We start from the raw sequence: 21,140 nt of genomic DNA, 5'->3' as shown, positions 1-21,140 counted from the left end.
GGAGCGGGTGCTGGCGTCACTCAGTTGACGAGGCGCTGTCCTCGATGAGGTCGCGGAGCTGGGAGCGGGCGGTGATGCCCAGCTTGGGGAAGCTGCGGTAGAGGTGGGAGCCGACCGTGCGCGGGGAGAGGAAGAGCTTCTCGCCGATCTCGCGGTTGGTCAGGCCGCCGGCGGCGAGCCAGACGATCTGCTGCTGTTGCGGGGAGAGTTCGGCGAGCGCGTCGGGGGCCGTGGCCGTGACGTCGAGGCCGGCGGCGCGTGATTCGACGCGGGCGCGCTCGATCCACGGGCGTGCCCCCAGCCGCAGGAACGTCTCCAGTGCCTCGGTGAGCGGCCCGCGCGCCTCCGCGACGCGACGCCGGCGGCGCAGCCATTCGGCGAGGTCGAGCAGGGTTTGGGCGCGTTCGAACGGCCAGTGCTCCAGCACCGGGTCCGCCAGGGCCGCCCGGAAGTGCGGTTCGGCGTCCCCGGGGTCGGCCAGCAGGCCACGAGCCCGGCTGATCAGGGCGCGCAGCCGGGGTGAGGCGTTGCCCGCCAGGTCGGCCGCCGTACGCTCGATGATCGCTGCGGCTTCCGTACGGCGGTCGCAGCGCACCGCGGCGGCGGCCAGATCCGCCAGGGCCGGGTAGGAGGCGTGGTAGTGCACGGGGGCGCCGTCGGCGGTGAAAGCCATGCGGAGCTGGTCGTACGCGATCCCGAAGGCGCCCTCCGCGACGGCCGCGGCGCCGAGCGCGCGGCGGGCGTACACGCGAACCGAGCGGCTCTCCAGCGGATCGACCAGGGTGAGCGCCTCCTCGGCCTGCGCGCGGGCCGTCGCCGCGTCGCCCTGGAACGCCAGCACGGTGGCGTCCACGGCGATCGCGCAGGCCACGGCGTGGTCGAGGCCCGCCGCCCGGCCGGCCTCGATGGTCCGGGCGCAGGACTCGCGGGCCTGCCCCCACCTGCCGCGTTCGACCTGGGCCCAGGCGATCGCGCCGCCCAGGCCCTCCGGCAGCGGGCCCTGCAGCTCCCAGCGGTGTACGGCCTCGTCGAAGGCGTTGACGGCCTGCGGGGTCTCGTCCAGCAGCCACGCCATGATCCCGACGGCGGTGAGACGTTCAGGCTTGGCCCGTGCTTCGGCGGTCAGCTTCGGGAGCAGGCGCAGGAGTTCCGCCCGGCCGGCGAACGGGTCCGACACGGCCCTCACCCAGGCTTGCGTGGTGTCCTCGGGGAGACGCCGCAGCAGATCCTGGATGCGGCGCCGCTGGGAATCCAGGCCGGAGTAGAAGCGGACAACGGCGGCGCCGGTCAGCAGATCGAGCGCGGCGGCGGGCTGGGGGACCGACAGTTCCTCGGCGGCGTCGGCCAGGCCGGCGAAGACCGCGGTGTGGCGTCCGGTCAGGACCGCCAGCCGACCGGCCTGCACGGTGGCGGAGGCGAGCAGGGTCGCGTCGTCCGTACGTGCGCGTGCCTCGGCGGTCAGCTTCGTGACCCAGGCGAGGTCGCCGGTGAACACGGCCGCCGATGCGGCTTCGACCAGCAGCCGGGCGCTGTCCTCGCGTCGGGGTGCGAGTTCGGCGGCGCGTTGCAGGGCCTTGGCCGCCGCCGCGTGGCCGCCGCGCCGGCGGGCCCGGGTGGCGGTCCGTTCCAGCTCCGCCGACACGGCCGCGTCGGGACCGGGGCTCGCGGCGGCCAGATGCCAGGCCCGGCGGTCCGGTTCGTCCCGCAGCATCGCGGCCAGCGCGAGATGGGCCTCGCGCCGGTCGTCCAGTGAGGCGGCGTGGTACACGGCGGACCGGGCCAGCGGGTGGCGGAACCGCACGTCCAGGCCGTTCCGGCGGACCAGCCCGGCCCGTTCGGCGGGCAGCCAGACCGCGTCCCCCGCGTGTGGCGGCCCGGCGGGTTCGGCGCTGTCGGTGGCGGCCAGGAGCAGCAGGGCCCGCGTGGTGGCGGCGGGGAGGCCGTCGAGGCGAGCGGCGAAGATCCGCTCCAGACGGTCGGTGAGCGGGAGCGGACCGGCATCCGGCAGCCGTGTCGCCGTGGTGGCCGCCCTCGTCAGTTCGACCAGGGCCAGCGGGTTGCCGCCCGCCTGGTCGAGGATCCGCGTCCTGGTGTGGCCGGTGGGGCTGTCCGGCTGCAGGTCGAGGAGCCGGTTGGCGGCGGGCCTGTCGAGCGGCCCCAGCGCGAGCGCCGGCGCGTGACGGCCGAACCCCGGCAGGTGATCACCGCCGCGCACGCCGATCAGCATCGTGACCGGCTCGCCCGCCAGCCGTCTGGCGGCGAACGACAGCGCGTCCAGGGAGGCCCGATCGAACCACTGCGCGTCGTCCAGCGCCACCAGCACGGGACGATGCTCGCCCAGCGCCGACAGCAGGCTCAGGACGGCGACCCCGATCAGCATGGGATCCGGCGCGGCCGATCCCGCGCCGAACGCGTCCCGCAGCGCCGCCCGCTGCCTGTCCGGCAGCCCGTCCACCTCGTCCGGCACGGGCCGCAGCAGTTGGTGCAGGCCGGAGAAGGCCAGGCTGGACTCCGACTCGCTGCCCTCGGCACGCAGGACGCGAGCGCCGCCGGCCGTCGCCTGCCGGGCCGCGTGCTCCAGCAGCGCACTCTTGCCCGTGCCCACGTCACCGACCAGCAGCAGAACCGGCTCGGCCTGAGCAAGGCGTGCCAGCTCCGCGTCACGGCCGATCAGCTCGTTCACGGGTCTCCATTCGATCACGCCCAGGCTACTGGCCGCGCGGATGCAGTCACGTGACGGATACCGCGCGTGCCCGGCTCGCTCGTACGGTTCCGGAGAACCGCCTCATTCTCAAGGAAGCCCCATGGACACCATCACGCTCGGCCAGGTCACCGTCACCCGGGTCCGGGAATATTTCGGCTCCGTCGACATGACGCCCGGCACGTTTTTCCCCGAAAGCCCGGAAGAGGTGTGGGAACCCTGGCTGACACCGCATTTCCTGGACGCCTCGACGAACATGGTGAATTCCGCGATCCAGACGTGGCTGCTGCGTAGCGAGGGGAAAACCATTCTGGTCGACACCGGGGTGGGAAATCACAAGGAGCGGCCGTACGCGCCGGTCTGGAGCCGACTGGAAACGGATTTCCTGGCGAACCTCGCCCGCGCCGGCGTCGCGCCGGAGGACGTGGACATCGTGATCAACACTCATCTGCACATCGATCACGTCGGCTGGAACACCTGTCTGGACGGCCGGAACTGGGTGCCCACTTTCCCGAACGCCACCTATGTGATGCCGAAGGATGACTTCGACTTCTGGAATCCCGAGAACGGCCATCAGCCGCGACTCGGCCGGGGAAACCAGAACGTTTTCGAGGACAGCGTTGCCCCCGTGCACAAGGCCGGGCAGACGCTGCTGTGGGAGAAAAGCCACCAGATCGACGCCGATCTGCGCCTGGACGCGGCCCCCGGGCACACCCCCGGCTCCAGCATGCTGACCCTCACCTCCGGGTCGGATCGCGCGGTGTTCGTCGGTGACATGCTGCACAGCCCGGTGCAGATCGTCGAGCCGGACTCCAACAGTTGCTTCTGCGAGGACCCCGCAGGTGCGCGTGCCACCCGCCGCGAGGTGCTGGGCTGGGCGGCCGACAACGGCGCCCTGGTGATCCCGGCCCACCTCGGCGGCCACGGCGCCGTGGAGGTGGCCCGCGAGGGGGACACGTTCGCCGTCAAGGGCTGGGCGCCCTTCGACCCGTACACCGAGCGGAGCTGAGACCCAGGATGAGCCACTACCCCATGGTGACCACGACGCGGGGGGCCGTCCGCGGCGTGCGCCAGGGCGCGGCCACCGCTTTCCGCGCCATCCCCTACGCCGCGCCGCCGCGCGGCGCCGGCCGGTTCGCGCCGCCCCGGCCGCACGAGCCGTGGGACGGCGTACGGGACGCCACCGCACCGGGCCCCAACGCGCCCCAGTCTGAGCGCAAGCTCGGCAACGTGGACATGTCCCCGTATTTCGGCACCGGCTGGAGTCGTGGGGACGACTACCTCACGGTCGACGTCTGGACGCCCGGCGGTGGCGGGCTGCCCGTCATGGTGTTCGTGCACGGCGGCGGATTCGTCGCCGGCTCGACGCGGTCCGCGATGTACGACGGCTCGGCCTTCGCCCGCGACGGCGTCGTCCTGGTCACGCTGAACTACCGGCTCGGCATCGCCGGGTTCCTCGACATCCCCGGCGCGCCCGCCAACCGGGGCCTGCTCGACGTCCTCGCCGCGCTGCGCTGGGTGCAGGAGAACATCGCCGCCTTCGGCGGCGACCCGTACAACGTCACCCTCTTCGGCCAGTCGGCCGGGGCGACCATCGTCGGCGGCGCGCTCACCGACTCCTCGGGCCTGTTCCGCCGGGCGATCGTCCAGAGCGGCAGCGGCCTGGGCGCGTTCACCACCGAGCAGGCGGCCCGCGTCACCGGGGCGGCGGCCGAGGCCCTGGGCATCGAGCCGCACGCGGACGCCTTCGCAGGCGTCGGCGACGAGCGCCTGGTCGAGGCCGCCTCCGGGCTGGCGGGCCTCGACCTGCGAACCGGGACCCACCGCGACCCGCTGATCGGGCTCAGCCCGTTCAGCCTCGTCCTCGACACCCAGCCCGCCGACTCCGTCGCCGCCCACGTCGACCTCCTGATCGGCACCAACACCGAGGAGGGGAACCTGTACCTGGTCCCGGTGGACAAGTACGCCACCTCGACGGACGCGGACGTCGAGGACGCGGCGGCGCGCTCGCACCGGGACCCGGCGCGGCTCGTCGAGACGTACCGCAAGTCACGCCCCGAGGCGTCCTCCGCCGAGCTGCGCTCGGCCATCATGGGCGACGCGCTGTTCGGCGCGGGGACCTGGGCCCTGACCGCCGCGAACCCCCGCGCCACCTACGCCTACGAGTTCGCCTGGCGCTCCAACGCCCTGGACGGTCAGCTCGGCGCCACCCACGCGGTCGAGCTGCCGTTCGTCTTCGACCGCACGAACCTGCCCGGCCTGCGCGGGCCCGCCGCCCTGCTCGGCTCCGACGAGCCGCCCGCGGACCTCGCCGACCGCATGCACCGGACCTGGGTACAGTTCGCCACCACCGGAAACCCCGGCTGGGACCCCTACGACGCCGAACGCCGGGCCACGATGCGCATCGACGCCGAGTGGACTCAGCTCGACGACCCCCGAGGCGAGGAACGACGGGCCTGGGCGCCATGACGCAGGCCGTCGAACAGGAGAGAGGTGATCTGCCGGGCCTCGCTCCCCCAGCCCTCCGTGGCGCGCTGGGCGACCAGTGCGAGGACGTCGTGTCTGCCGACCGAGGAGCCGTCCTGCTGGGTGACATCTCGCGGTGAAGGCGGACCGCGCCGATCTCGGGGTCGAGGAACGAGAGGACAGCCATGAGCGGTGAAATGGATCATGGTGCAGATGGTCACGGTGACCCGCGGAAACACTCAAAGGTCGCGTTATCGCGCCGGACTCTCCCGTTCCCCGGGTTCTCCGTGCCTGACGTGCGGGCGGCCGCTTCTCGCGCGCTGCGCGCGAAGCGGCCGCCGAGCTTCTAGCTGCGGAACCGGCCCTCACGGGAGTAGACGCAGTTGAAGCAGGCCGGGTCGGCGTTCCAGTTGTCGTCGTAGGAGACCGCGCGGTGCCGCTTGATCAGGCCCTTCTTCAGCACGGCCGAGTAGTGCCCCGGCGGCACGATGCCCTCGAAGTGCTTCACGAAGTTGCCGAGGCCGTTCCGGTAGTAGATCCGGTGCCGGGCCCAGAGGTTGCTCGTCGAGCTCGGCGGGGTGCAGTTGGCGACGTAGCTCTCGGCGATCTTCTGCTTGAAGCCGCCGAAGTCGAACGTGCTGTACGCCTTGGCCGGCAGGCCGGGCATGCCGTCGTCGTGCCATTGCGTCCAGCCGAAGATCGACCAGGTGCAGGCCGACGTGCCGGAGCGGACCGCGCTCGCCGGGGCGGTCAGGCCGCCCGCCGTGACCGGCTCGCTGGTGATCCTGCGTCGCTGCAGGTCGGCGGGCAGGTCGGCGCCGTGGTCCTCGACGAGACGCCGCGGGACCGCGACGTCGGGCGGGGTGATCTCCAGGTAGGTCTCCAGGAGGGTGTCCTCGTCGTCAGGGACGATGAGGGGGGCGCGATCGATCGGTCCGGTCTGGACCATCCCGACCTCGTCGGACGGGACGCTGTCGGTGAAGGTCACCGACAGCCCGGTCGTGTAGTCGAGTTGAGCTAAGACGATCTCGCGGTCGGACTCCTCGGTGGCGGCAGGGGCCGCGGCCTTGGCCGTGGCCATGGCAGGGGAGGGGGCGAGAAGCATGGCGGCGGCGATGGCCGCCAGGACTGGGCTGAATCTCATGCCGGCCACGTTAGGAAAGGATCTTTCAGTTGCCTTAAAGGTGAGCTCAGCGCATGGTCATTCCGACCAACGCGCCCCCCTACTGTTGCAACAACAGGGCGTGGATTCGGCCGGAAAGGCCCTCCACTCGCCGGGTAGCACCGGTGCATTGCTGCACCGAGGCCCCTCGAAGCGCTGCTCGACCTCGTATGGCGCAACCAGGCCCTCATCCGGGCCTTCGAGTACCTCGGACCAGACGCCTACTACGGCAACGACGCCAGCCGCTTCTGGATCGCGGAGCTGACCCGCCGACTCGCCGCGACCGCCCCCTACATCGACGCCGAGTACCTCGCCTACGCCGTGTTCACGGCCCTACGCGCCGACGTCATCGACCATCTCCTGACCGTTCCGGGGATGACCCCCGAGCGCATCAGAACAGGCATCCACACCCTTGCGACGGACGTCGCTGGGCAAGTTCGAGGAGCGCCTGGCCCTGCGGGGTGACATCGACGCGCTGGGGCCGACCGAGATGTGGCTGCAGCGCGTGCCGAAAGAAGAGTTGCAGGCCGTGGTGTGCCGCCAGTTTGTCATCCCGGCGCGTCGTTGTTCGCCCGCATCCCCAGGACCGAGCAGCGCTGCCGCTACTTCGACACTTCACCACCATCACCCGGACCTGACGCCAACTTCGGCGGCCGGGCAGTCATGGTCCCTTGTGTGCCCGGTCCCGAGCTTCTGGATAGGCAGGTCGCCCGGATGCGTCCGTTCCTGTATCAGCCAGTGTCCAGCGCGTGCAGGTAGAGGCCGGCTCGGCGAGGAAGCGCCGCCGGTGGTCAACCAGTGAGGTCTCTCCCCCTCTGGCGGATGAATGCCGTCCTCGCTCGGCTCGATGATCTGCCCGCCCTCTCCTGCAACGAGGTCCATGAGCGCGACCAGGCGTAGACAGGACTGGAACGACAGGGCCGCTTCGGGTTCATCCATCGGATACAGCCAGATACAGCACCGGCCGCGACACCATGCGTTCGAGCACAGTGAAGAACCCTTCGCCGTGCTCCTGCTCCGCAAGGTCGTCTTCCCAGAATCCATGCATGCCTGAGACGTTTCGCTCGAGGTAACAGTCAGTGTCTCGGCGCGGCAGAAGAATCCGCGTCGCTTGGAACGAGGACCGTGCAGCAGTCGCAATCCCGTGGACGTGAGAGGGCGTCGTGACCTCTCCCCGAGCGGGGAGCGGTCACCAGTCGAAAGAGTACGTGGCCCCGCCTTGCCACCTTCAGAGTCGCTGCGGGCCGCTGCAGGCTCCCAGGTCGCGGGCTTATAGGTCGCGGGCTTTGCCCGTCGAGGATCTGACCACCAGGCGGGGCGCGAAAACGTGATCCACGTGTGGGGCGTGATATCCCTGCAGCGACTGCCACATCGCCGTCGCCACCGCAGCCGCCATCGCCTCCACCGGTTGCTGTACGGTCGTCAGCGCCGGGTCGCCGTGCACGGCCAGGTAGGAGTCGTCGTATCCGACGACTGACACCTCGCCCGGCACCGCCAGCCCGGCCTCGCGGACGGCCGCGACCGCACCCAGCGCCATCAGGTCGCTCCCTGCGATCAGTGCCGTCGCCCCGGCTGCCAGCAGCCGCCGGGCGGCCGCGTGACCGCCGGTCAGCGAGTAGTCCGACTCGACATGCAGCGTGTCGTCCACCGAGCCGAACGAGCGTCGCATTTCCCGCCGCCAGCCTGTCAGCCGGTTCTGCGAGGGCCGCAGATAGCCCTGCCCGCCGGCCAGCCCGATCCGCTCATGGCCGAGTTCGCGCAGGTGTGCCACCGCCATCGCCGCGCCCGCCGCCTCGTCGGTGGTGACCGTGGAGACCGGTAGGTCGGGCACCTGGCCGCCTACCAGCACCATGGGGATGCGCTGTTGGTGGAGCTGCCAGTAGAAGCTATGGTCGGCGGCCGGGTTGGCGTGTCGTCCCGAGATGAGGACCAGGCCCTGGATGCCCCGCCGCACCAGGGCGGAGATGTAGTCGAGCTCGGTCGGGCCCTTGGCGGTGGAGCTGCCGATCAGCGCGGTGACGCCGTGGCCGCCGAGCTTGGCCTCGATGGCGCCTGCCAGCAGTGGGAAGACCGGATTGTCCAACTCGGGGACGATGATGCCGACGAACGGCTCAGCTGCGGGCGCGATCAGGCCGTGTTCCCGCATGCCCCGCAGGACCTTGGCCCGCAGTTCCTCCGAGACGCCGGGCCGGCCGTTGAGCACCCTGCTGACCGTCGCGGCGCTGACTCCCACACGGGTGGCGATCGTCCGCACGGATGGTCGAGGCATGGGGGGACCCTTCGAGAATCCGGTGAAACATGTTTCGAAGTGTTGCGGCGCTGTTTTCGCGGCTCCTAAGCTCGCGACACATCTGACCAGGTGAACAGCGCATTTTGGAGCATTAACAGCATGGGGCATCGAAGAACACTCTGCAACACCCGGGCGCACCACGACGGGTCGCCGCTGTACGTCAGTGATTCGTCGCCGTCACTCGGTGATCGCGTTCAGGTGTTCGTGCGCACCTCGCTCGACCTGGACGTGCGGCAGGTCCACGTGCGTACCACGCCGGACGGCGAGCCCCGGTTCGCCGAGGCGACGGCCGACCGGGTGACCGGTTCCGAGGTCTGGTGGCGTGCCACGGTCGAGATGGTGAACCCGGAGTGCGGCTACCGTTTCCTGCTGCGGACCGCGACCGGCTCGCTGTGGCTGACCGCTGCTGGACTGTCGCCGCTGGACGTGCCGGACACCACCGACTTCATGCTGACCGCCTATCCGCCCCCGCCCGCGTGGGCCGCCGACTCGGTCATCTACCAGATCTTCCCCGACCGTTTCGCCCGCTCAGGCAGGGACCATGGGCCCGACCCCGCGTGGGTACGGCGGGCTGACTGGGACGATCCGATCCCCTGGGGCAGGGACGGCGCGTTGCAGCAGATCTACGGCGGAGACCTGTGGGGCGTGGCCGACCGCCTCGACCACATCGCCGACCTGGGTGCGAACCTGCTGTATCTGACGCCGTTCTTCCCCGCCCGTTCCAACCACCGCTACGACGCGACCACCTTCGACAGGGTGGACCCGCTGCTCGGCGGCGACGAGGCGCTGCGCGCGCTGACCGCCGCGGCCCACGCCCGCGGCATGCGCGTCATCGGCGACATCACGCTCAACCACTCGGGCGACGGCCACGAGTGGTTCGCCGAGGGCAGTCCTGTACGCGAGGACTTCTACTACGTGGACGGGCCCGACTACGCCACCTTCGCCGGCGTCAGGACGCTGCCCAAGTTCGATCACCGCTCCGCCACACTACGCCGCCGCCTCTACGACGGGCCGGGCTCGGTGATCGCCCGCTACCTGCACGAGTTCGGCCTGGACGGCTGGCGGGTGGACGTCGCCCAATCGGCGGGCCGCCACGGCGGGGTCGAGCTGAACGACCAGGTCGCCAGGCTGACGCGAGCCACAGTGGGCGACGCGCTGCTGCTGGCAGAGCACCAGTTCGACGCCTCCGGCTCACTGCGCGGCACCGGCTGGCACGGCACGATGTCCTACGCCGGTTTCGCCCGGCCCGTCTGGTCATGGCTGGCGCGGGAACGCTCCACGGAGTTCTGGGGCGTGCCCGGCCCGATCCCGCAGTACGGCGGCGCGGACGTGGCGGAGGTGATGCGCCGCTACGCCGCGCTCGTCCCGTGGCGGGCCTATATCCACAATCTGACGTTGCTCGACTCGCACGACACGGCCAGGTTCCGCTCGATTGCCGGGCGCGAGCACCAGCATCTGGGCGCCGCGCTGCTGCTCACGCTGCCGGGTCTGCCGATGATCTTCGCTGGTGACGAGGTCGGGGTCGAGGGGGTGCATCTGGAGGACGGCCGCCGTCCCTTCCCCTGGGACACAGCCCGCTGGGACCACGGCACCCACCGGCTCTACCGCGACCTGGTGGGGCTGCGCCGCTCGCACGAGGCCCTGCGCACAGGCGGCATGCGCTGGCTGCACGCCGACGCCGACACCCTCGTCTACGAGCGGGCCGCGCCGGGGCAGACACTGCTCGTCCAGATCAGCAGGGCCGCGCACGAACCGTTCCGCGCCCCCGCGGCCGGAGCCAGCCTCACCGGCGGCCCCGACCTACGGCCGGGATCGCCCATGCCCGCCGACGGGCCCGCCTTCCACGTCTGGGAGCTCGAAGCGTGATCGACATTCTGCGCGGCGTCCACTCCGCCGCACTCGGGAACGCGCGTGACGTCTTCGTCTACCTGCCGCCCGGCTACGACCCCGCGGATGGCCCCTACCCGGTGGTGTACCTGCACGACGGGCAGCACGTGTTCGCGGCGGCCGGGCTGGAGCCGAGCTGGCGCCTGGACGAGACGCTGGACACGTTGATCACCGCCGGGACGCTGCCGCCGCTGGTCGCGGTCGGGGTGTCCAACGCGGGCGACGCTCGCGGCGCGGAGTACTCCCACGTCGCGCCCTACCCCCGCGACCCGCACGGCAGGCTCGCCGGGCGGTCCTACGAGGACTTCCTGATCGACGAGTTGATGCCGCTGATCCGCTCGCGGTACGCGGTGACCGGCGCGGCCGAGCGCACGGCGGTCATGGGCTCGTCGATGGGCGGCCTGGTCAGCTACCACCTGGCCTTCCGGCGGCCCGAGGTGTTCGGGCTGGCGGCGATCATGTCGCCGTTCCTGGTGTTCGTCGACCCGCAGACGCTGGAGGAGACGCCCGTCTACCGGCGTTTCACCGAACGGGGGCCGCGCCGGGTGTGGCTGGACATCGGCGGGATGGAGGGCCTCATCACCGTCCACCACGCCCGGGAACTGGCCGAGCAGCTCATCGGGCTCGGCTACCGCCCGGACGCCGAGCTGCGCTACCGGCATGACCCGGCGGCTCCGCATCACGAGAGCGCGTGGGCGACACGGGCGGCCAGCGCGCTGCTGCACCTGTTCGGGACGGAGGGACCGCCGGTCGAGCTGGCCGCTTTCGCCCCCGACGACGGGGACGCCGAGGTGGCCGCGGTCGGCCAGGCCGTGGACGTCGCACCGCTCGCGCTGCGGGCCGACGGCTGCGCGTACTCCGCGCTCGACGTCGGCCTCTCCTGGGATCCCGAGCCCCTGCTCGAGCCGACAGGCGCCGCCCTGCTGACTCCCACCGCGCCCGGCCTCGCGCGGGTGCGTGCCACGACGGGCGGCCTGACCGTCGAACGCGAGCTGTCCGTCGTGGACGGCGAGCCCACCGCGACGCTCGACGTCACGGTCATCACCCCCGCCGGCACCCCAGAAGGCGACACCGTCTACTTTTCCGGCCTGGTCACCACCAGGATCGCGCCCGGCATGCACCACGGCGTCTGGCGGCTGCCCCGGGGGCTCGGGCTCAACGGCTCGGTCGGCAGGGGCTGGCGATGCGATGGGCTGAACTCCGACGGCCTGCCCGTCGGTGAACCGCTCAGGCACGACCGCGACCGCCGCCTGGTCGTCCACGTTTGCGGCTGGAGCGACCCCGCCGCACAGCACGACCCGCACCAAGGCACCGACGGCTCATGAGGAGCACCCACATGCGCACGACCATCTTGGCTGTGACCGGCCTGGCCCTGCTGGCCGCCGGTTGCGCCACCGCCACCCCCGCGACCCCCACCCCCGCCGCGAATGCCGCAGCGGTCCTCACCGTCTGGGCTGACGACAGCCGCGCCAGGCCGCTGCAGGACCTGGCTGTAGCCTTCCAGAAGGCAAGAGGCGTCCAGGTCAAGATCGTGCAGAAGAGCATGGGCGGCCTCCGCGACGACTTCATCTCCCAGGCGCCCAGCGGCCAGGGCCCGGACCTGATCGCCGGGCCGCACGACTGGCTCGGCAAGCTCGTCCAGAACGGCGTCGTCGCCCCGATCGACCTCGGCGCCACCGCATCGGCCTTCCCGAAGCTCGCGCTCGACGCCATGCGCTACGAAGGCCAGACGTACGGCCTGCCGTACGCGATCGAGAGCGTGGCGTTGCTGCGGAACACCAAGCTCGCGCCGAAACGGCCGCAGACGTTCGGCGAGCTGGTCGCCGACGGCCAGAAGCTGGTCCGCGACGGCAAGGCGGACTTCCCTGTCGGGCTGCCCGTCGACCCCAAGGCAGGCTCGCCCTACCACCTCTACCCGCTGCAGACCTCCTTCGGCTCCAGCGTGTTCGACGGCGGCAAGCTGGGGATCGACGACAAGGGCGGGCTGACGTTCGCCGCCTACCTGCGCCGGCTGGCCGAAGCCAAGGTGATCTCCACATCGCTGAGCGGCGAGATCGCCACCGACGCCTTCCGCGAGGGCCGCACCCCGTACCTGGTCACCGGGCCGTGGGACGCGCCCGCGCTGGCCAGGTCCGGCCTGGCCTTCTCCGTCGAACCGGTGCCCCCGGCGGGCGATCAGCCCGCCCGGCCGTTCGTCGGCGTGCAGGGCTTCTACGTCAGCGCCAAGTCGGCCAACCCGATCCTGGCCAACGACTTCCTGCTCAACTTCCTGGCCACCCCCGACGCGCAACGCGAGCTGTACGCGGCGGGTGGCCGGCCGCCGGCCCTGACCTCCGTACGCGAGGAGCTGCGCGGCGACCTGGTGCTGACCGGATTCACCGAGGCCGCGCTGGCCGGCAGCCCCGCGCCCAACGTCCCGGCCATGGACGCGGTCTGGGGCGACTGGGGCCTGTCGCAACTGGCGATCATCACCGGGGACGGCGATCCGGCGAAGCTGACCAGGGACGCCGCCGACCGCATCCGAGCGAAGATCGCGAACTGACCGATGATCAGGTACGTGAAGCCGCTGGTGCTGAGCGTGGTGGACGCGTTCGCGGTCTACGGGCTGGTGGCGCTCGCCGGTCAGCGCTCGTGGTGGGCGTTCGCCGCGATGCTGGCGGGCACGCTCGCGATCAACGTCATCTACCTCGGCAAACGGCGCGTCCCCGCAAAGTACCTCGCGCCGGGCGTGGTCCTGCTGCTCCTTTACCAGGTGTACGTCGTCCTCTACACCGGCTACGCGGCCTTCACCAACTACGGCGACGGCCACAACGGCACCAAACAGGACGCGGTGGCCGCGATCCTGGCCGCCAGCGAGGTCAGGGTGCCGGGGTCGCCCGTCCAGCAGGTCCGGATCGTCGAGCGGGGCGGCGAGCTGGGCTTCCTGGTGAGCGGCAGGGTGGGCTCCGCCACGCGGCCGCTGATCCCGGGGGCGGACGCGGACGGGTGGCGGCCGCTGACGTACGCCGAGGTCGTGGCCCGGCAGGCGGAGATCACCGCGCTGCGCGTGCCGGTGCCGGGCCAGGGCAGCCTGCGCACCTCGGACGCCGTGACGGCGGCGACCTACCGTTCGACGCGTCGCTACGACGAACGCGCGGGCACCGTCACCGACCCCACCGGCACTGTCTATCGTGACGACGGCCACGGCCGGTTCGTGGCGCCCGACGGGAGGGCGCTCAGTCCCGGCTGGAAGGTGTTCGTCGGACTGGAGAACTTCCGCACGGTCCTCACCGATCCTGGCATCAGGGGCCCGTTCCTCGGCGTGCTCGGCTGGACCTTCGCCTTCGCCGGGCTGTCGGTCGGGCTGATGTTCGCCCTCGGGCTGGGCCTCGCGCTGGTGCTGGACCGGCCGGGACTGCGCGGGCACCGGGCCTACCGCTCCCTGATCGTGTTTCCCTATGCCTTCCCCGCCTTCATGGCGGCCATCCTCTGGCAGGGGCTGCTCAACTCCGACCACGGTTTCGTCAACGCCGTCCTGCTCGGCGGCGGGCACGTGCCGTGGCTCACCGACCCCTGGCTGGCCAAGCTCAGCGTGCTCGCCGTCAACGTCTGGATCGGCTTCCCCTACATGTTCCTCATCTGCACCGGCGCGCTGAAGGCCATCCCGCCCGCGCTCACCGAGGCCGCGCAGCTCGACGGCGCGAACCCCTGGCGGGTGCTGCGCCACGTCAAGCTGCCGATGCTGCTGGCCGCGACCGCGCCCGTACTCGTGGCCACCTTCGCCTTCACCTTCAACAACTTCAACGTGATCTACATGCTCACCGGCGGCGGCCCCAGGGACGCGTCCTCACCGGTCGACATCGGCTCCACCGACCTGCTCATCTCGCTGGTCTACAAGCTCGCCTTCGGCGGGAGCGCCAGGAACTACGGCCTGGCCTGCGCGGTGTCCATCCTCATCTTCGCCGTCATCGCGGCGATCTCGCTCGCCGGGTTCCGCAGGGCGCGCCGGCTGGAGGGGAGCTGACATGGGCCGCTGGTTCCTCAGGTACGGGTGGCGTCACGCCGTCGGCGTGGCGGCGGTCGCCGTGGCGCTGTTCCCGCTGCTGTTCGTCCTCGCCGCCTCGACCAACCCGAGCGGCACGCTGACCGGCTCGAACGACCTGTTCACCGAGCCGACCCCGGCGCACTACCTGGCGCTCTTCACCGACCCGTTGCACCCCTTTCCGAGCTGGTTCGCCAACTCCATGATCATCGGCCTGACGACGGCCGCCGGGGCGGTCTTCCTCGGCGCGTGCGCCGCCTACGCCTTTTCCAGGTTCACCTTCACCGGACGCAGGGCCGGGCTGCTCGTACTGGTCTTCGTCCAGCTCTTCCCGCAACTCCTGGCCTACGTCGCGATCTTCCTGCTGCTGTCGGCGCTCAAGGACGTCTTTCCCGCCATCGGCCTCGGCAGCAGGCTCGGCCTGGTCATGGTGTACCTGGGCGGGGCGCTGGGCGTGAACACGTACCTGATGAAGGGCTTCTTCGACACCGTCCCCAGGGAGCTGGACGAATCCGCCCAGATCGACGGCGCCTCGCACGCGCAGGTGTTCTTCCGTGTGCTGCTGCCGCTGGTCGCCCCGATCCTGGTGGTCGTCGGACTGTTCTCCTTCGTGGCGACGCTCAACGACTTCGTGATCGCTGGGCTGGTCCTGACCGACCCCGACCAGCAGACGCTCGCCGTCGGCCTGTACCAGCTCGTCTCCGACAAACTCGGCCAGAACTGGGGGCTGTTCGCCGCCGGCGCGCTGGTCGGGGCGCTGCCTGTGCTCGTGTTGTTCCAGTTCTTGCAGCGCTTCATTGTCGGTGGCCTGACCAGCGGCGCGGTCAAGGGCTGAGGCCCGTGCAGGCCTCAGCCCTGCTTGGCCGGCGATGCTTGCCGAGACCACTCGCCATGGCCGGTTGTCGGGGGTGCCGGGTCCACGTTTCCGGCGCGCCGACGTACCGGCGTCAGTCAGGCATTGAGAGGGCGATACGAGAGACGGGACAGTCATGCCACTGACCTCGGCGTAGAGCTGCTCCAGTGGCCTCCGACGAACCGCTTCCCCTCACGACATGCCGTTCGTACTCGGCGCGATCGGCAGCGAAGCCGTCCGCCATGACCTCCAAGTAGGCGGCGAAGTCTCGCATGTCACGGACACGCTCGACGTTCGGGGGAAGTTCACGCGGTGGTGGCATGAGGATGCGAGTAAAACGCGTCCTGTCAGCTTGGGAACTGCAAGGATCACAGCTCATCGTGGCTCTGAGCTGGCCGGCTGGCCGGTCGTGAGTGACCGTGATTGCACCATCGTCACCCTGTCTAATTGCACGCCAATTGTACGATGATCAGCCAGCGACCTGGGGTTTCTCGCGCGACGCGCGTACCTTCCCGTCTAATCATCCCGGGCTCGCAGCTGGGTTCTATGTGGGACGATCCTTCGGGGGCTGGTAGCCGCTGCGACGTCAGAGCTGCTCGCGTTCCCAGGACAGCCCTGCAATGTTCGGCGGCGTAGTCACCCAGCCCTTGACGGAATACCAAGTGGCGGGCCACTCATGAGGAGGACGCGCCAGAATCGCGCAGACCTCGCGCGCCAGTTCGGTCGGGCTACGGCCGCGCCAGGGAGTGGCGACGAAGATCTGGTAGTCATCCTCGATTTCAAGCCAGACCTCGAACAGATCAGGATCTCGGGAGACGGCTCTCTTGGCGCTGAGGCCGTAAGTCAGCAGTCGGGCATGGTCAATGCTGGTCAGGACCAGCCGCCCCGCGGTGCGCATCGGGGTCTCCCACGAATGATCCGCGGCGACCCGCGCGACCTCCAGCTCGTACTGAGTGGCCGAGAAGCAGGCGCCTCGGTCCGTGGGCACCTCTCTCGACCATTCCCAGCGCACCAGGTCCCCATCACGGGTGATGGTGACGTCCGTGCCCCCGCAGTCGTAGACGCCGCATGCGCCGCAGCGAGCGATCGCGACAGTGTGCGGCCGGGAATCGGTCAGCAGTCGATCGGCCGGGACCAGGACGTCGTACGGATCCATCCCCAGCCCCGCCCCGGCGGAGGTCATCTCCGCTCCGTTGACGTAGACCTGCAGCTGGAATGATTCGCTGCCTGGCCTACTGGATGCGGGCGCCACCGCCAAACGGAGAAGGTCAACACCCGGTTCTCCGCCGTTCCCGTTCACACCAGTCATGATCCACCATCACGACGGCCTGACCGCCCGCATTCAGCGATAACCCCTGCGGGGAGGGCTCGGACGATCGTCAAGATCCATGGATCAACTACTCGCGTCGAGGGCGAATGAGTCCCGGTTCTGCGCGACTGCTGCGATGAGATCGCCAAGATCACACTCCACAGAAGCGTTGACGACGGATTCGAAGTCATGCACCGTCGCCGTCTCAGCGAAGTCAGAAGGGGAGAAGCTCCACCCCTCAATGCTGCTCCACCCTGCCTCAACGGTGGTTTCGCTTCCGTTCGGCGACGAGACGCGCAACCAGGCCGTGCACTGGTCCGAGATCCAGTACGAGCACATCAACTTCCTTGCCGCTACGCCTTCACTCGCGCTGATGTCGGCTCCGAGTTGCGCCCCCTTCCACGACCTGCCTGTCTCCGCCGGGTGAGCTCGCCGCGGCGCCGTCGGCGACCGTCTGGCCGCTGATCCGGCGCAGCCACGGCGACCTCGAACGCGACCTCGCCACTCTGCGGCGCGCCGCCGGGGCTCGCGACATCGACGCCGCCGTCCAGCAGATGGAGCGGATCCACATGCTGGAACGGGCGGCCGGCGCCAGGGAGGCCAAGGAAGCCCGCGACCTGCCCACCGGGCGACCGCCCAAGATGACCGCCCAGCAGCGCGCGGCCGCCGCCGCGATGATCGCCTCAGGTATCAAAGCTGAGGACGTCGCCGCCGGGTTCGGCATCGCCAAATCCACCTTGTACCGGGCACTGAGCAAGCAGCGTGAGGAGGCCCAGGCTGCGCTGCTCGCTGACGATCTGTGCCTGAGGACGGGGAAGCACAACGAGCCTCGCCTGTTCAGCCGGAATTTCATCCTGAGGATCGTCAATGGAGAAAGGTGCCTCCGACCTGCGGTGATCGGAGTGCCTAGATTGCGAGATCGCAGAGAACGGATGCATCTCACAGGCGGTCACCCATGAAACAGACCCCCATCCGTCCCCGGACCGCGTGACTGAGCACGCGGTCCGGGACGTGGTTCATCGCGTCATGCGGAGGCCGCGTCGGAGTGGACTCCCTGGTCAAGCAGGGCGTTGATCATCTCCTGGAGTTGGTCGCGTCCGACGGCACCGAGTGCACCGGACAGGGCCTGGGCGAGCTTGTCGAACGGGTCGTCCATCGGCAGCTCCTTCACCTTTTCGGCGAGTTCCTCCACGCTCCACAGCCCGTCTTTGTGGATGTGGCCGCCGAGGGACCAGCCATGATTGACCGTGACCGTTCCGCCTCGTACCGACAGCACCTGGCCGGTGAGCGGGCAGGCTGCGCCGGCCAGGTAGGCGGCAACAGGTGCGCAGGCGGCCGGGTGCAGTGGGTCGAACCGGCCCGCCGGCGGTTCCTCGCTCATGCCTGGAACGGCGAGAGTGAGGCGGGTCCGGGCCATCGAGGGCGAGATGCAGTTGACCCGTACGCCGTACCGGCCGAGTTCGAGGGCGGCCACGGTGGTCAGTGCCGCGACCCCGGCGTTGCCTGCCGCATAAGAGACCTGCGCGGGCAGCGGGTTGAGCAGCCCGGAGCCGGAGGAGGTGTTGACCACGGCGCGGTCGGCGTGGACCCCTGCCTGATACCGGTCGCGCCAGTGGCGGGCCGCCCAGTGCGTTACCGCGAAGGTGCCCTTCAGCTTGACGGCCACGACGTCGTCGAAGTCCTCCGCCGACAGGTCGGTCAGGCCCATGTTCCGTTCGATGGTCGCGTTGTTGACCACGACGTGCAGGTCGCCGAAGGACTCCAGAGCCGTCTCCACCATGCGGCGGGCGCCGTCCCAGTCGGTGACGCTGTCGGTGTTGGCCACGGCCTGTCCGCCGTGGGCAGTGATCTCTTCGACGACCTTCGCGGCTACGCCGGCGTCGCCGCCCGTGCCGTCGATGGCGACGCCGGGGTCGTTGACAACGACCTTGGCGCCTTCGGCGGCGAAGAACAGCGCCTCTTCCCGCCCGATGCCGCGCCCTGCTCCGGTGATGAGGACGACTCGTCCGTCCAGGCTTCCCATGAATGATCTCCCTTCACTGACTGCAGTCTATGTAGTGATTCACAGTATGCATTAATTCAGAAGATGTAATAAACTGCTCTGCGTGGCGGAGAAACACGGACTACGAGAGCGCAAGAAGCAGCGCACCCGGCAGGCACTGATCGAAGCGGCGGTGCGCCTGTTCGAGGACAAGGGCTACGACCACGTGACGGTGGCCGAGATCGCCGACGCCGCGGAGGTGTCCCCCCGCACCTTCTTCCTCCACTTCCAGACCAGGGAGGATGTGCTTCTGGCCAATGCCGACGTACGCGTCGATCTGGCGCTGCAGGCGATCGCCGAGCGCCGCGCCGGGGAACGGCTGTCCGAGGTGCTGGTGCGGGCGATGGACCAGATGATCGCCGATACCTGGGACAGCGACCTCCCCAGCGGGCTCGCGGCACTGCGGGCACGGCTGGCGGCCTCGGTGCCGGCGCTACAGGCCCGGCTGCTGCAGCGATACCTCGCTGCGCAGGCCGAACTGGCCCAGGCTCTGCAGCGGGCATTCCCCGACAGACTCGACACGATCACCGCCTCCGCCCTGGTCGGCGCGATGGTGGGCGCGATCAGCGCATCCGCACTGACCGCGCTGCAGCGCGGCGACGGACCCAGCGAGGTACGGAACGCCATGCGGCAGGCCATGGCTTTGGTGGCGCAATCCGTCACCTGACCCCGTCCATGAGGGGCTTCCCCCAAAAACGTGGACACCGATTTCAAGCGACAGACTTCAGGCCATCTGCCGTCTTCTCGTAGGCGATCGGGCTGAGCTGGCCGAGCCGGGACTGCCGCCGAACCGTGTTGTAGCGGGTGATCCAGCCGAACACGGCCAGGCGGGCGGCGCGGGCGGTGCGGGCGTCGGGCCGGCCGGGCGCGCCCTTCAGCGTCTCGCGCTTCAGACTCGCGTTGAAGGACTCGGCCGCCGCGTTGTAGGCGCTGGTGCCGACCGCACCGCGCGAGCGGATGACACCGAACCGGCGACAGGCCCGCGCGAACTCCCGCGAGCAGTACTGCGCCCCGTTTGTCGCTGTGAAACACCACCCCGTCCAGGCGGCCGCCGCGAGTGTGTGCCGCAGCTTGGAGCGCGTCGACGACGAGCTCGGTGCGCATGTGATCGGCGATCGACCAGCCCACCAGCCGACGCGAACACAGATCCACGACCGTGGCCAGGTAGAGGAACCGGCCGCCGCCCACCCGCAGGTAGGTGATGTCCCCGACATAGCGGGTGTTGGGCCGCTCGGCGGTGAAGTCGCGCTGGAGCAGGTCCGGCACCGGCGCGGCGTCCGGCTCGGGAATCGTGGTGCGGACCCTCTTACGCAGCCGTAGCCCGGCGATGCCGTGCTCGCGCATCACCCGCTCCACCCGCTTGTGGCTGACCCTCATCCCGACCGTGCGCAACTCGGTCATCATCCGGGGCGAGCCGTAGGTACCGTCATACTCGGCGTGGATCCACCGCATCCGTGCAGCCAACTGCTCATCGGCCTGGTGGCGGGCCGGCCGCGCCGCGGCGCCCTTCAACCATCGGTAGAAGCCCGAGCGCGACACCTGCAGCACCCGGCACAACCGCCTCACGCCGTAGAGCGCCTTATGATCCTCGACGAACTGAAAGCGGTTCACCAGTTCGTCTCGCCCGCGAAAAGCTTGGCCGCCTTACGCAGGATGTCCTGCTCCTGCTCCAGCTCTCGAATCCGGGCCCTGAGCTGCTTGTTCTCTTCTTCCAACACGTCGTTGGAGGGTACGTGCCCGGCTGATGGGTCCTGACGGGCAGCGGCACCGCCGGCCGCTCGTTGCCCACCTTCACCCCGCGCCTGCGCGGCATGTACCCACACCCGCAGCGTCTGGCGGCTGACTCCCAGATCCCGCGCGATCGACGTGATCGTCCGGTCCGGCCTCGACAGCACCAACGCCACCGCGTCGGCCTTGAACTCAGGCGGGTAGTTCTTCATCACCATCAGGGACATCTCTTCCTCTGGACCTCAAGATCCAGTCTCCGAGGTGTCCACGTTCAAGGGGAAAGGCCCGCCAGCCGCGACGTGGACGCTTTGGGTGTCCAGTACGACCAGGCTCGGGTCGGCTGATCGGCCCTTCTACTCGCGCAGATGCCAGCGCAGCCGGTCATGGATCGTCTTGTCGGTGCCGTCGTCGCGCCATTTGGCGAAGTAGTAGTACGTCGCGCTCTTGGGCGGCAGATCGTGCGGGAGATAGTCCCATTGGACGCCGATTCGTCCCTGATAGCGGATCGCGTTGACGATCTCCCGCAGCGCATAGTTGCCTTCGTGGCCGCTGACCGAGGGGTGCGCGGCCCTCCATGCCATGAGGACCGGTTCGATCAACGCCCACTGAGCGTCGGTCAAGTCGCTCGGGTACGGCCTGCGCTCAGTCACCGCGCCATCCCAGCACAACTGGACCCGCAGAC

The 21,140-nt window shown here is 70.0% G+C and carries 16 protein-coding genes and 1 pseudogene; 10 read left to right on the top strand and 7 right to left on the bottom strand.

Annotation, left to right across the window (positions count from 1 at the left end):
• Nucleotides 1–16 precede the first annotated feature (16 nt).
• Nucleotides 17–2,683: a helix-turn-helix transcriptional regulator gene (locus IEZ27_RS43840; RefSeq protein WP_229824875.1), complete on the bottom strand. Its 2,667-nt coding sequence runs from the start codon at nucleotides 2,681–2,683 to the stop codon at nucleotides 17–19.
• Between the two features lie 121 nt (nucleotides 2,684–2,804).
• On the opposite strand from IEZ27_RS43840, the gene IEZ27_RS43835 reads away from it, so the two are divergent.
• Nucleotides 2,805–3,710, top strand: coding sequence for an MBL fold metallo-hydrolase (locus tag IEZ27_RS43835; protein WP_189652664.1), 906 nt, complete (start codon nucleotides 2,805–2,807; stop codon nucleotides 3,708–3,710).
• 8 nt (nucleotides 3,711–3,718) lie between these two features.
• The gene (locus IEZ27_RS43830) at nucleotides 3,719–5,170 is read left to right on the top strand and encodes a carboxylesterase/lipase family protein (RefSeq protein ID WP_189652663.1); all 1,452 of its coding nucleotides are present in this window, start codon (nucleotides 3,719–3,721) and stop codon (nucleotides 5,168–5,170) included.
• A 343-nt stretch (nucleotides 5,171–5,513) separates the two neighbouring features.
• Here the strand turns inward: IEZ27_RS43830 and IEZ27_RS43825 are convergent, their stop codons facing one another.
• Nucleotides 5,514–6,311 carry a hypothetical protein gene (locus tag IEZ27_RS43825; RefSeq protein WP_189652662.1) on the bottom strand — a complete coding sequence of 266 codons (798 nt, stop codon included), beginning with the start codon at nucleotides 6,309–6,311 and terminating at the stop codon, nucleotides 5,514–5,516.
• 1,288 nt (nucleotides 6,312–7,599) lie between these two features.
• The gene (locus IEZ27_RS43820) at nucleotides 7,600–8,598 is read right to left on the bottom strand and encodes a LacI family DNA-binding transcriptional regulator (RefSeq protein WP_189652661.1); all 999 of its coding nucleotides are present in this window, start codon (nucleotides 8,596–8,598) and stop codon (nucleotides 7,600–7,602) included.
• 120 nt (nucleotides 8,599–8,718) lie between these two features.
• Here IEZ27_RS43820 and IEZ27_RS43815 point away from each other — a divergent pair, with 120 nt between their 5' ends.
• The 5 genes from IEZ27_RS43815 to IEZ27_RS43795 are packed head-to-tail and all read left to right on the top strand — an operon-like array spanning nucleotide 8,719 to nucleotide 15,362.
• Nucleotides 8,719–10,485, top strand: a complete 1,767-nt coding sequence (locus IEZ27_RS43815; protein WP_189652660.1) for a glycoside hydrolase family 13 protein — start codon at nucleotides 8,719–8,721, stop codon at nucleotides 10,483–10,485.
• Nucleotides 10,482–11,831 carry an alpha/beta hydrolase gene (locus tag IEZ27_RS43810; protein WP_189652659.1) on the top strand — a complete coding sequence of 450 codons (1,350 nt, stop codon included), beginning with the start codon at nucleotides 10,482–10,484 and terminating at the stop codon, nucleotides 11,829–11,831. The genes IEZ27_RS43815 and IEZ27_RS43810 overlap by 4 nt, the downstream gene beginning before the upstream one ends.
• Before the next feature lie 11 nt (nucleotides 11,832–11,842).
• On the top strand, nucleotides 11,843–13,048 hold the full coding sequence (locus IEZ27_RS43805) for a sugar ABC transporter substrate-binding protein (protein WP_189652658.1): 1,206 nt from the start codon (nucleotides 11,843–11,845) through the stop codon (nucleotides 13,046–13,048).
• Between the two features lie 15 nt (nucleotides 13,049–13,063).
• Nucleotides 13,064–14,509, top strand: a complete 1,446-nt coding sequence (locus IEZ27_RS43800; protein ID WP_229824874.1) for an ABC transporter permease subunit — start codon at nucleotides 13,064–13,066, stop codon at nucleotides 14,507–14,509.
• A 1-nt stretch (nucleotide 14,510) separates the two neighbouring features.
• Nucleotides 14,511–15,362, top strand: a complete 852-nt coding sequence (locus tag IEZ27_RS43795; protein ID WP_189652656.1) for a sugar ABC transporter permease — start codon at nucleotides 14,511–14,513, stop codon at nucleotides 15,360–15,362.
• A gap of 604 nt (nucleotides 15,363–15,966) precedes the next feature.
• Here the strand turns inward: IEZ27_RS43795 and IEZ27_RS43790 are convergent.
• A complete protein-coding gene (locus tag IEZ27_RS43790) occupies nucleotides 15,967–16,563 on the bottom strand; it encodes a hypothetical protein (RefSeq protein WP_189652655.1) in 597 nt (198 codons plus the stop codon).
• Nucleotides 16,564–16,954: 391 nt separating this feature from the next.
• On the opposite strand from IEZ27_RS43790, the gene IEZ27_RS43785 reads away from it, so the two are divergent.
• Nucleotides 16,955–17,116 (top strand): hypothetical protein, encoded by a 162-nt coding sequence (locus tag IEZ27_RS43785; protein ID WP_189652654.1) that lies wholly within the window; start codon nucleotides 16,955–16,957, stop codon nucleotides 17,114–17,116.
• A 127-nt stretch (nucleotides 17,117–17,243) separates the two neighbouring features.
• Nucleotides 17,244–17,648: a helix-turn-helix domain-containing protein gene (locus IEZ27_RS43780; protein ID WP_229824873.1), complete on the top strand. Its 405-nt coding sequence runs from the start codon at nucleotides 17,244–17,246 to the stop codon at nucleotides 17,646–17,648.
• Between the two features lie 65 nt (nucleotides 17,649–17,713).
• Here the strand turns inward: IEZ27_RS43780 and IEZ27_RS43775 are convergent, their stop codons facing one another.
• Nucleotides 17,714–18,712: an SDR family NAD(P)-dependent oxidoreductase gene (locus IEZ27_RS43775; protein WP_189652652.1), complete on the bottom strand. Its 999-nt coding sequence runs from the start codon at nucleotides 18,710–18,712 to the stop codon at nucleotides 17,714–17,716.
• An 82-nt stretch (nucleotides 18,713–18,794) separates the two neighbouring features.
• Here IEZ27_RS43775 and IEZ27_RS43770 point away from each other — a divergent pair, with 82 nt between their 5' ends.
• Nucleotides 18,795–19,397: a TetR/AcrR family transcriptional regulator gene (locus tag IEZ27_RS43770; protein WP_189652651.1), complete on the top strand. Its 603-nt coding sequence runs from the start codon at nucleotides 18,795–18,797 to the stop codon at nucleotides 19,395–19,397.
• A 43-nt stretch (nucleotides 19,398–19,440) separates the two neighbouring features.
• On the opposite strand, the pseudogene IEZ27_RS43765 reads toward IEZ27_RS43770, so the two are convergent.
• A pseudogene (locus tag IEZ27_RS43765) lies at nucleotides 19,441–20,676 on the bottom strand (IS3 family transposase).
• 135 nt (nucleotides 20,677–20,811) lie between these two features.
• Complete coding sequence (locus IEZ27_RS43760) at nucleotides 20,812–21,108, bottom strand: transposase (RefSeq protein WP_229824872.1); 297 nt, start codon at nucleotides 21,106–21,108, stop codon at nucleotides 20,812–20,814.
• Nucleotides 21,109–21,140 lie beyond the last annotated feature (32 nt).

This window comes from Nonomuraea spiralis, from assembly GCF_014648435.1.
Classification (GTDB): Bacteria; Actinomycetota; Actinomycetes; order Streptosporangiales; family Streptosporangiaceae; genus Nonomuraea; species Nonomuraea spiralis.
This window is presented reverse-complemented; position numbering and strand designations above follow the sequence as displayed.

Coding starts and splice junctions, on each gene's coding strand:
- IEZ27_RS43835 (WP_189652664.1), top strand. CDS start 2,805: ATGGACACCATCACGCTCGGCCAGGTCACCGTCACCCGGGTCCGGGAA.
- IEZ27_RS43830 (WP_189652663.1), top strand. CDS start 3,719: ATGAGCCACTACCCCATGGTGACCACGACGCGGGGGGCCGTCCGCGGC.
- IEZ27_RS43825 (WP_189652662.1), bottom strand. CDS start 6,311: ATGAGATTCAGCCCAGTCCTGGCGGCCATCGCCGCCGCCATGCTTCTC.
- IEZ27_RS43820 (WP_189652661.1), bottom strand. CDS start 8,598: ATGCCTCGACCATCCGTGCGGACGATCGCCACCCGTGTGGGAGTCAGC.
- IEZ27_RS43815 (WP_189652660.1), top strand. CDS start 8,719: ATGGGGCATCGAAGAACACTCTGCAACACCCGGGCGCACCACGACGGG.
- IEZ27_RS43805 (WP_189652658.1), top strand. CDS start 11,843: ATGCGCACGACCATCTTGGCTGTGACCGGCCTGGCCCTGCTGGCCGCC.
- IEZ27_RS43795 (WP_189652656.1), top strand. CDS start 14,511: ATGGGCCGCTGGTTCCTCAGGTACGGGTGGCGTCACGCCGTCGGCGTG.
- IEZ27_RS43790 (WP_189652655.1), bottom strand. CDS start 16,563: ATGACCTCCGCCGGGGCGGGGCTGGGGATGGATCCGTACGACGTCCTG.
- IEZ27_RS43780 (WP_229824873.1), top strand. CDS start 17,244: ATGGAGCGGATCCACATGCTGGAACGGGCGGCCGGCGCCAGGGAGGCC.
- IEZ27_RS43775 (WP_189652652.1), bottom strand. CDS start 18,712: ATGGGAAGCCTGGACGGACGAGTCGTCCTCATCACCGGAGCAGGGCGC.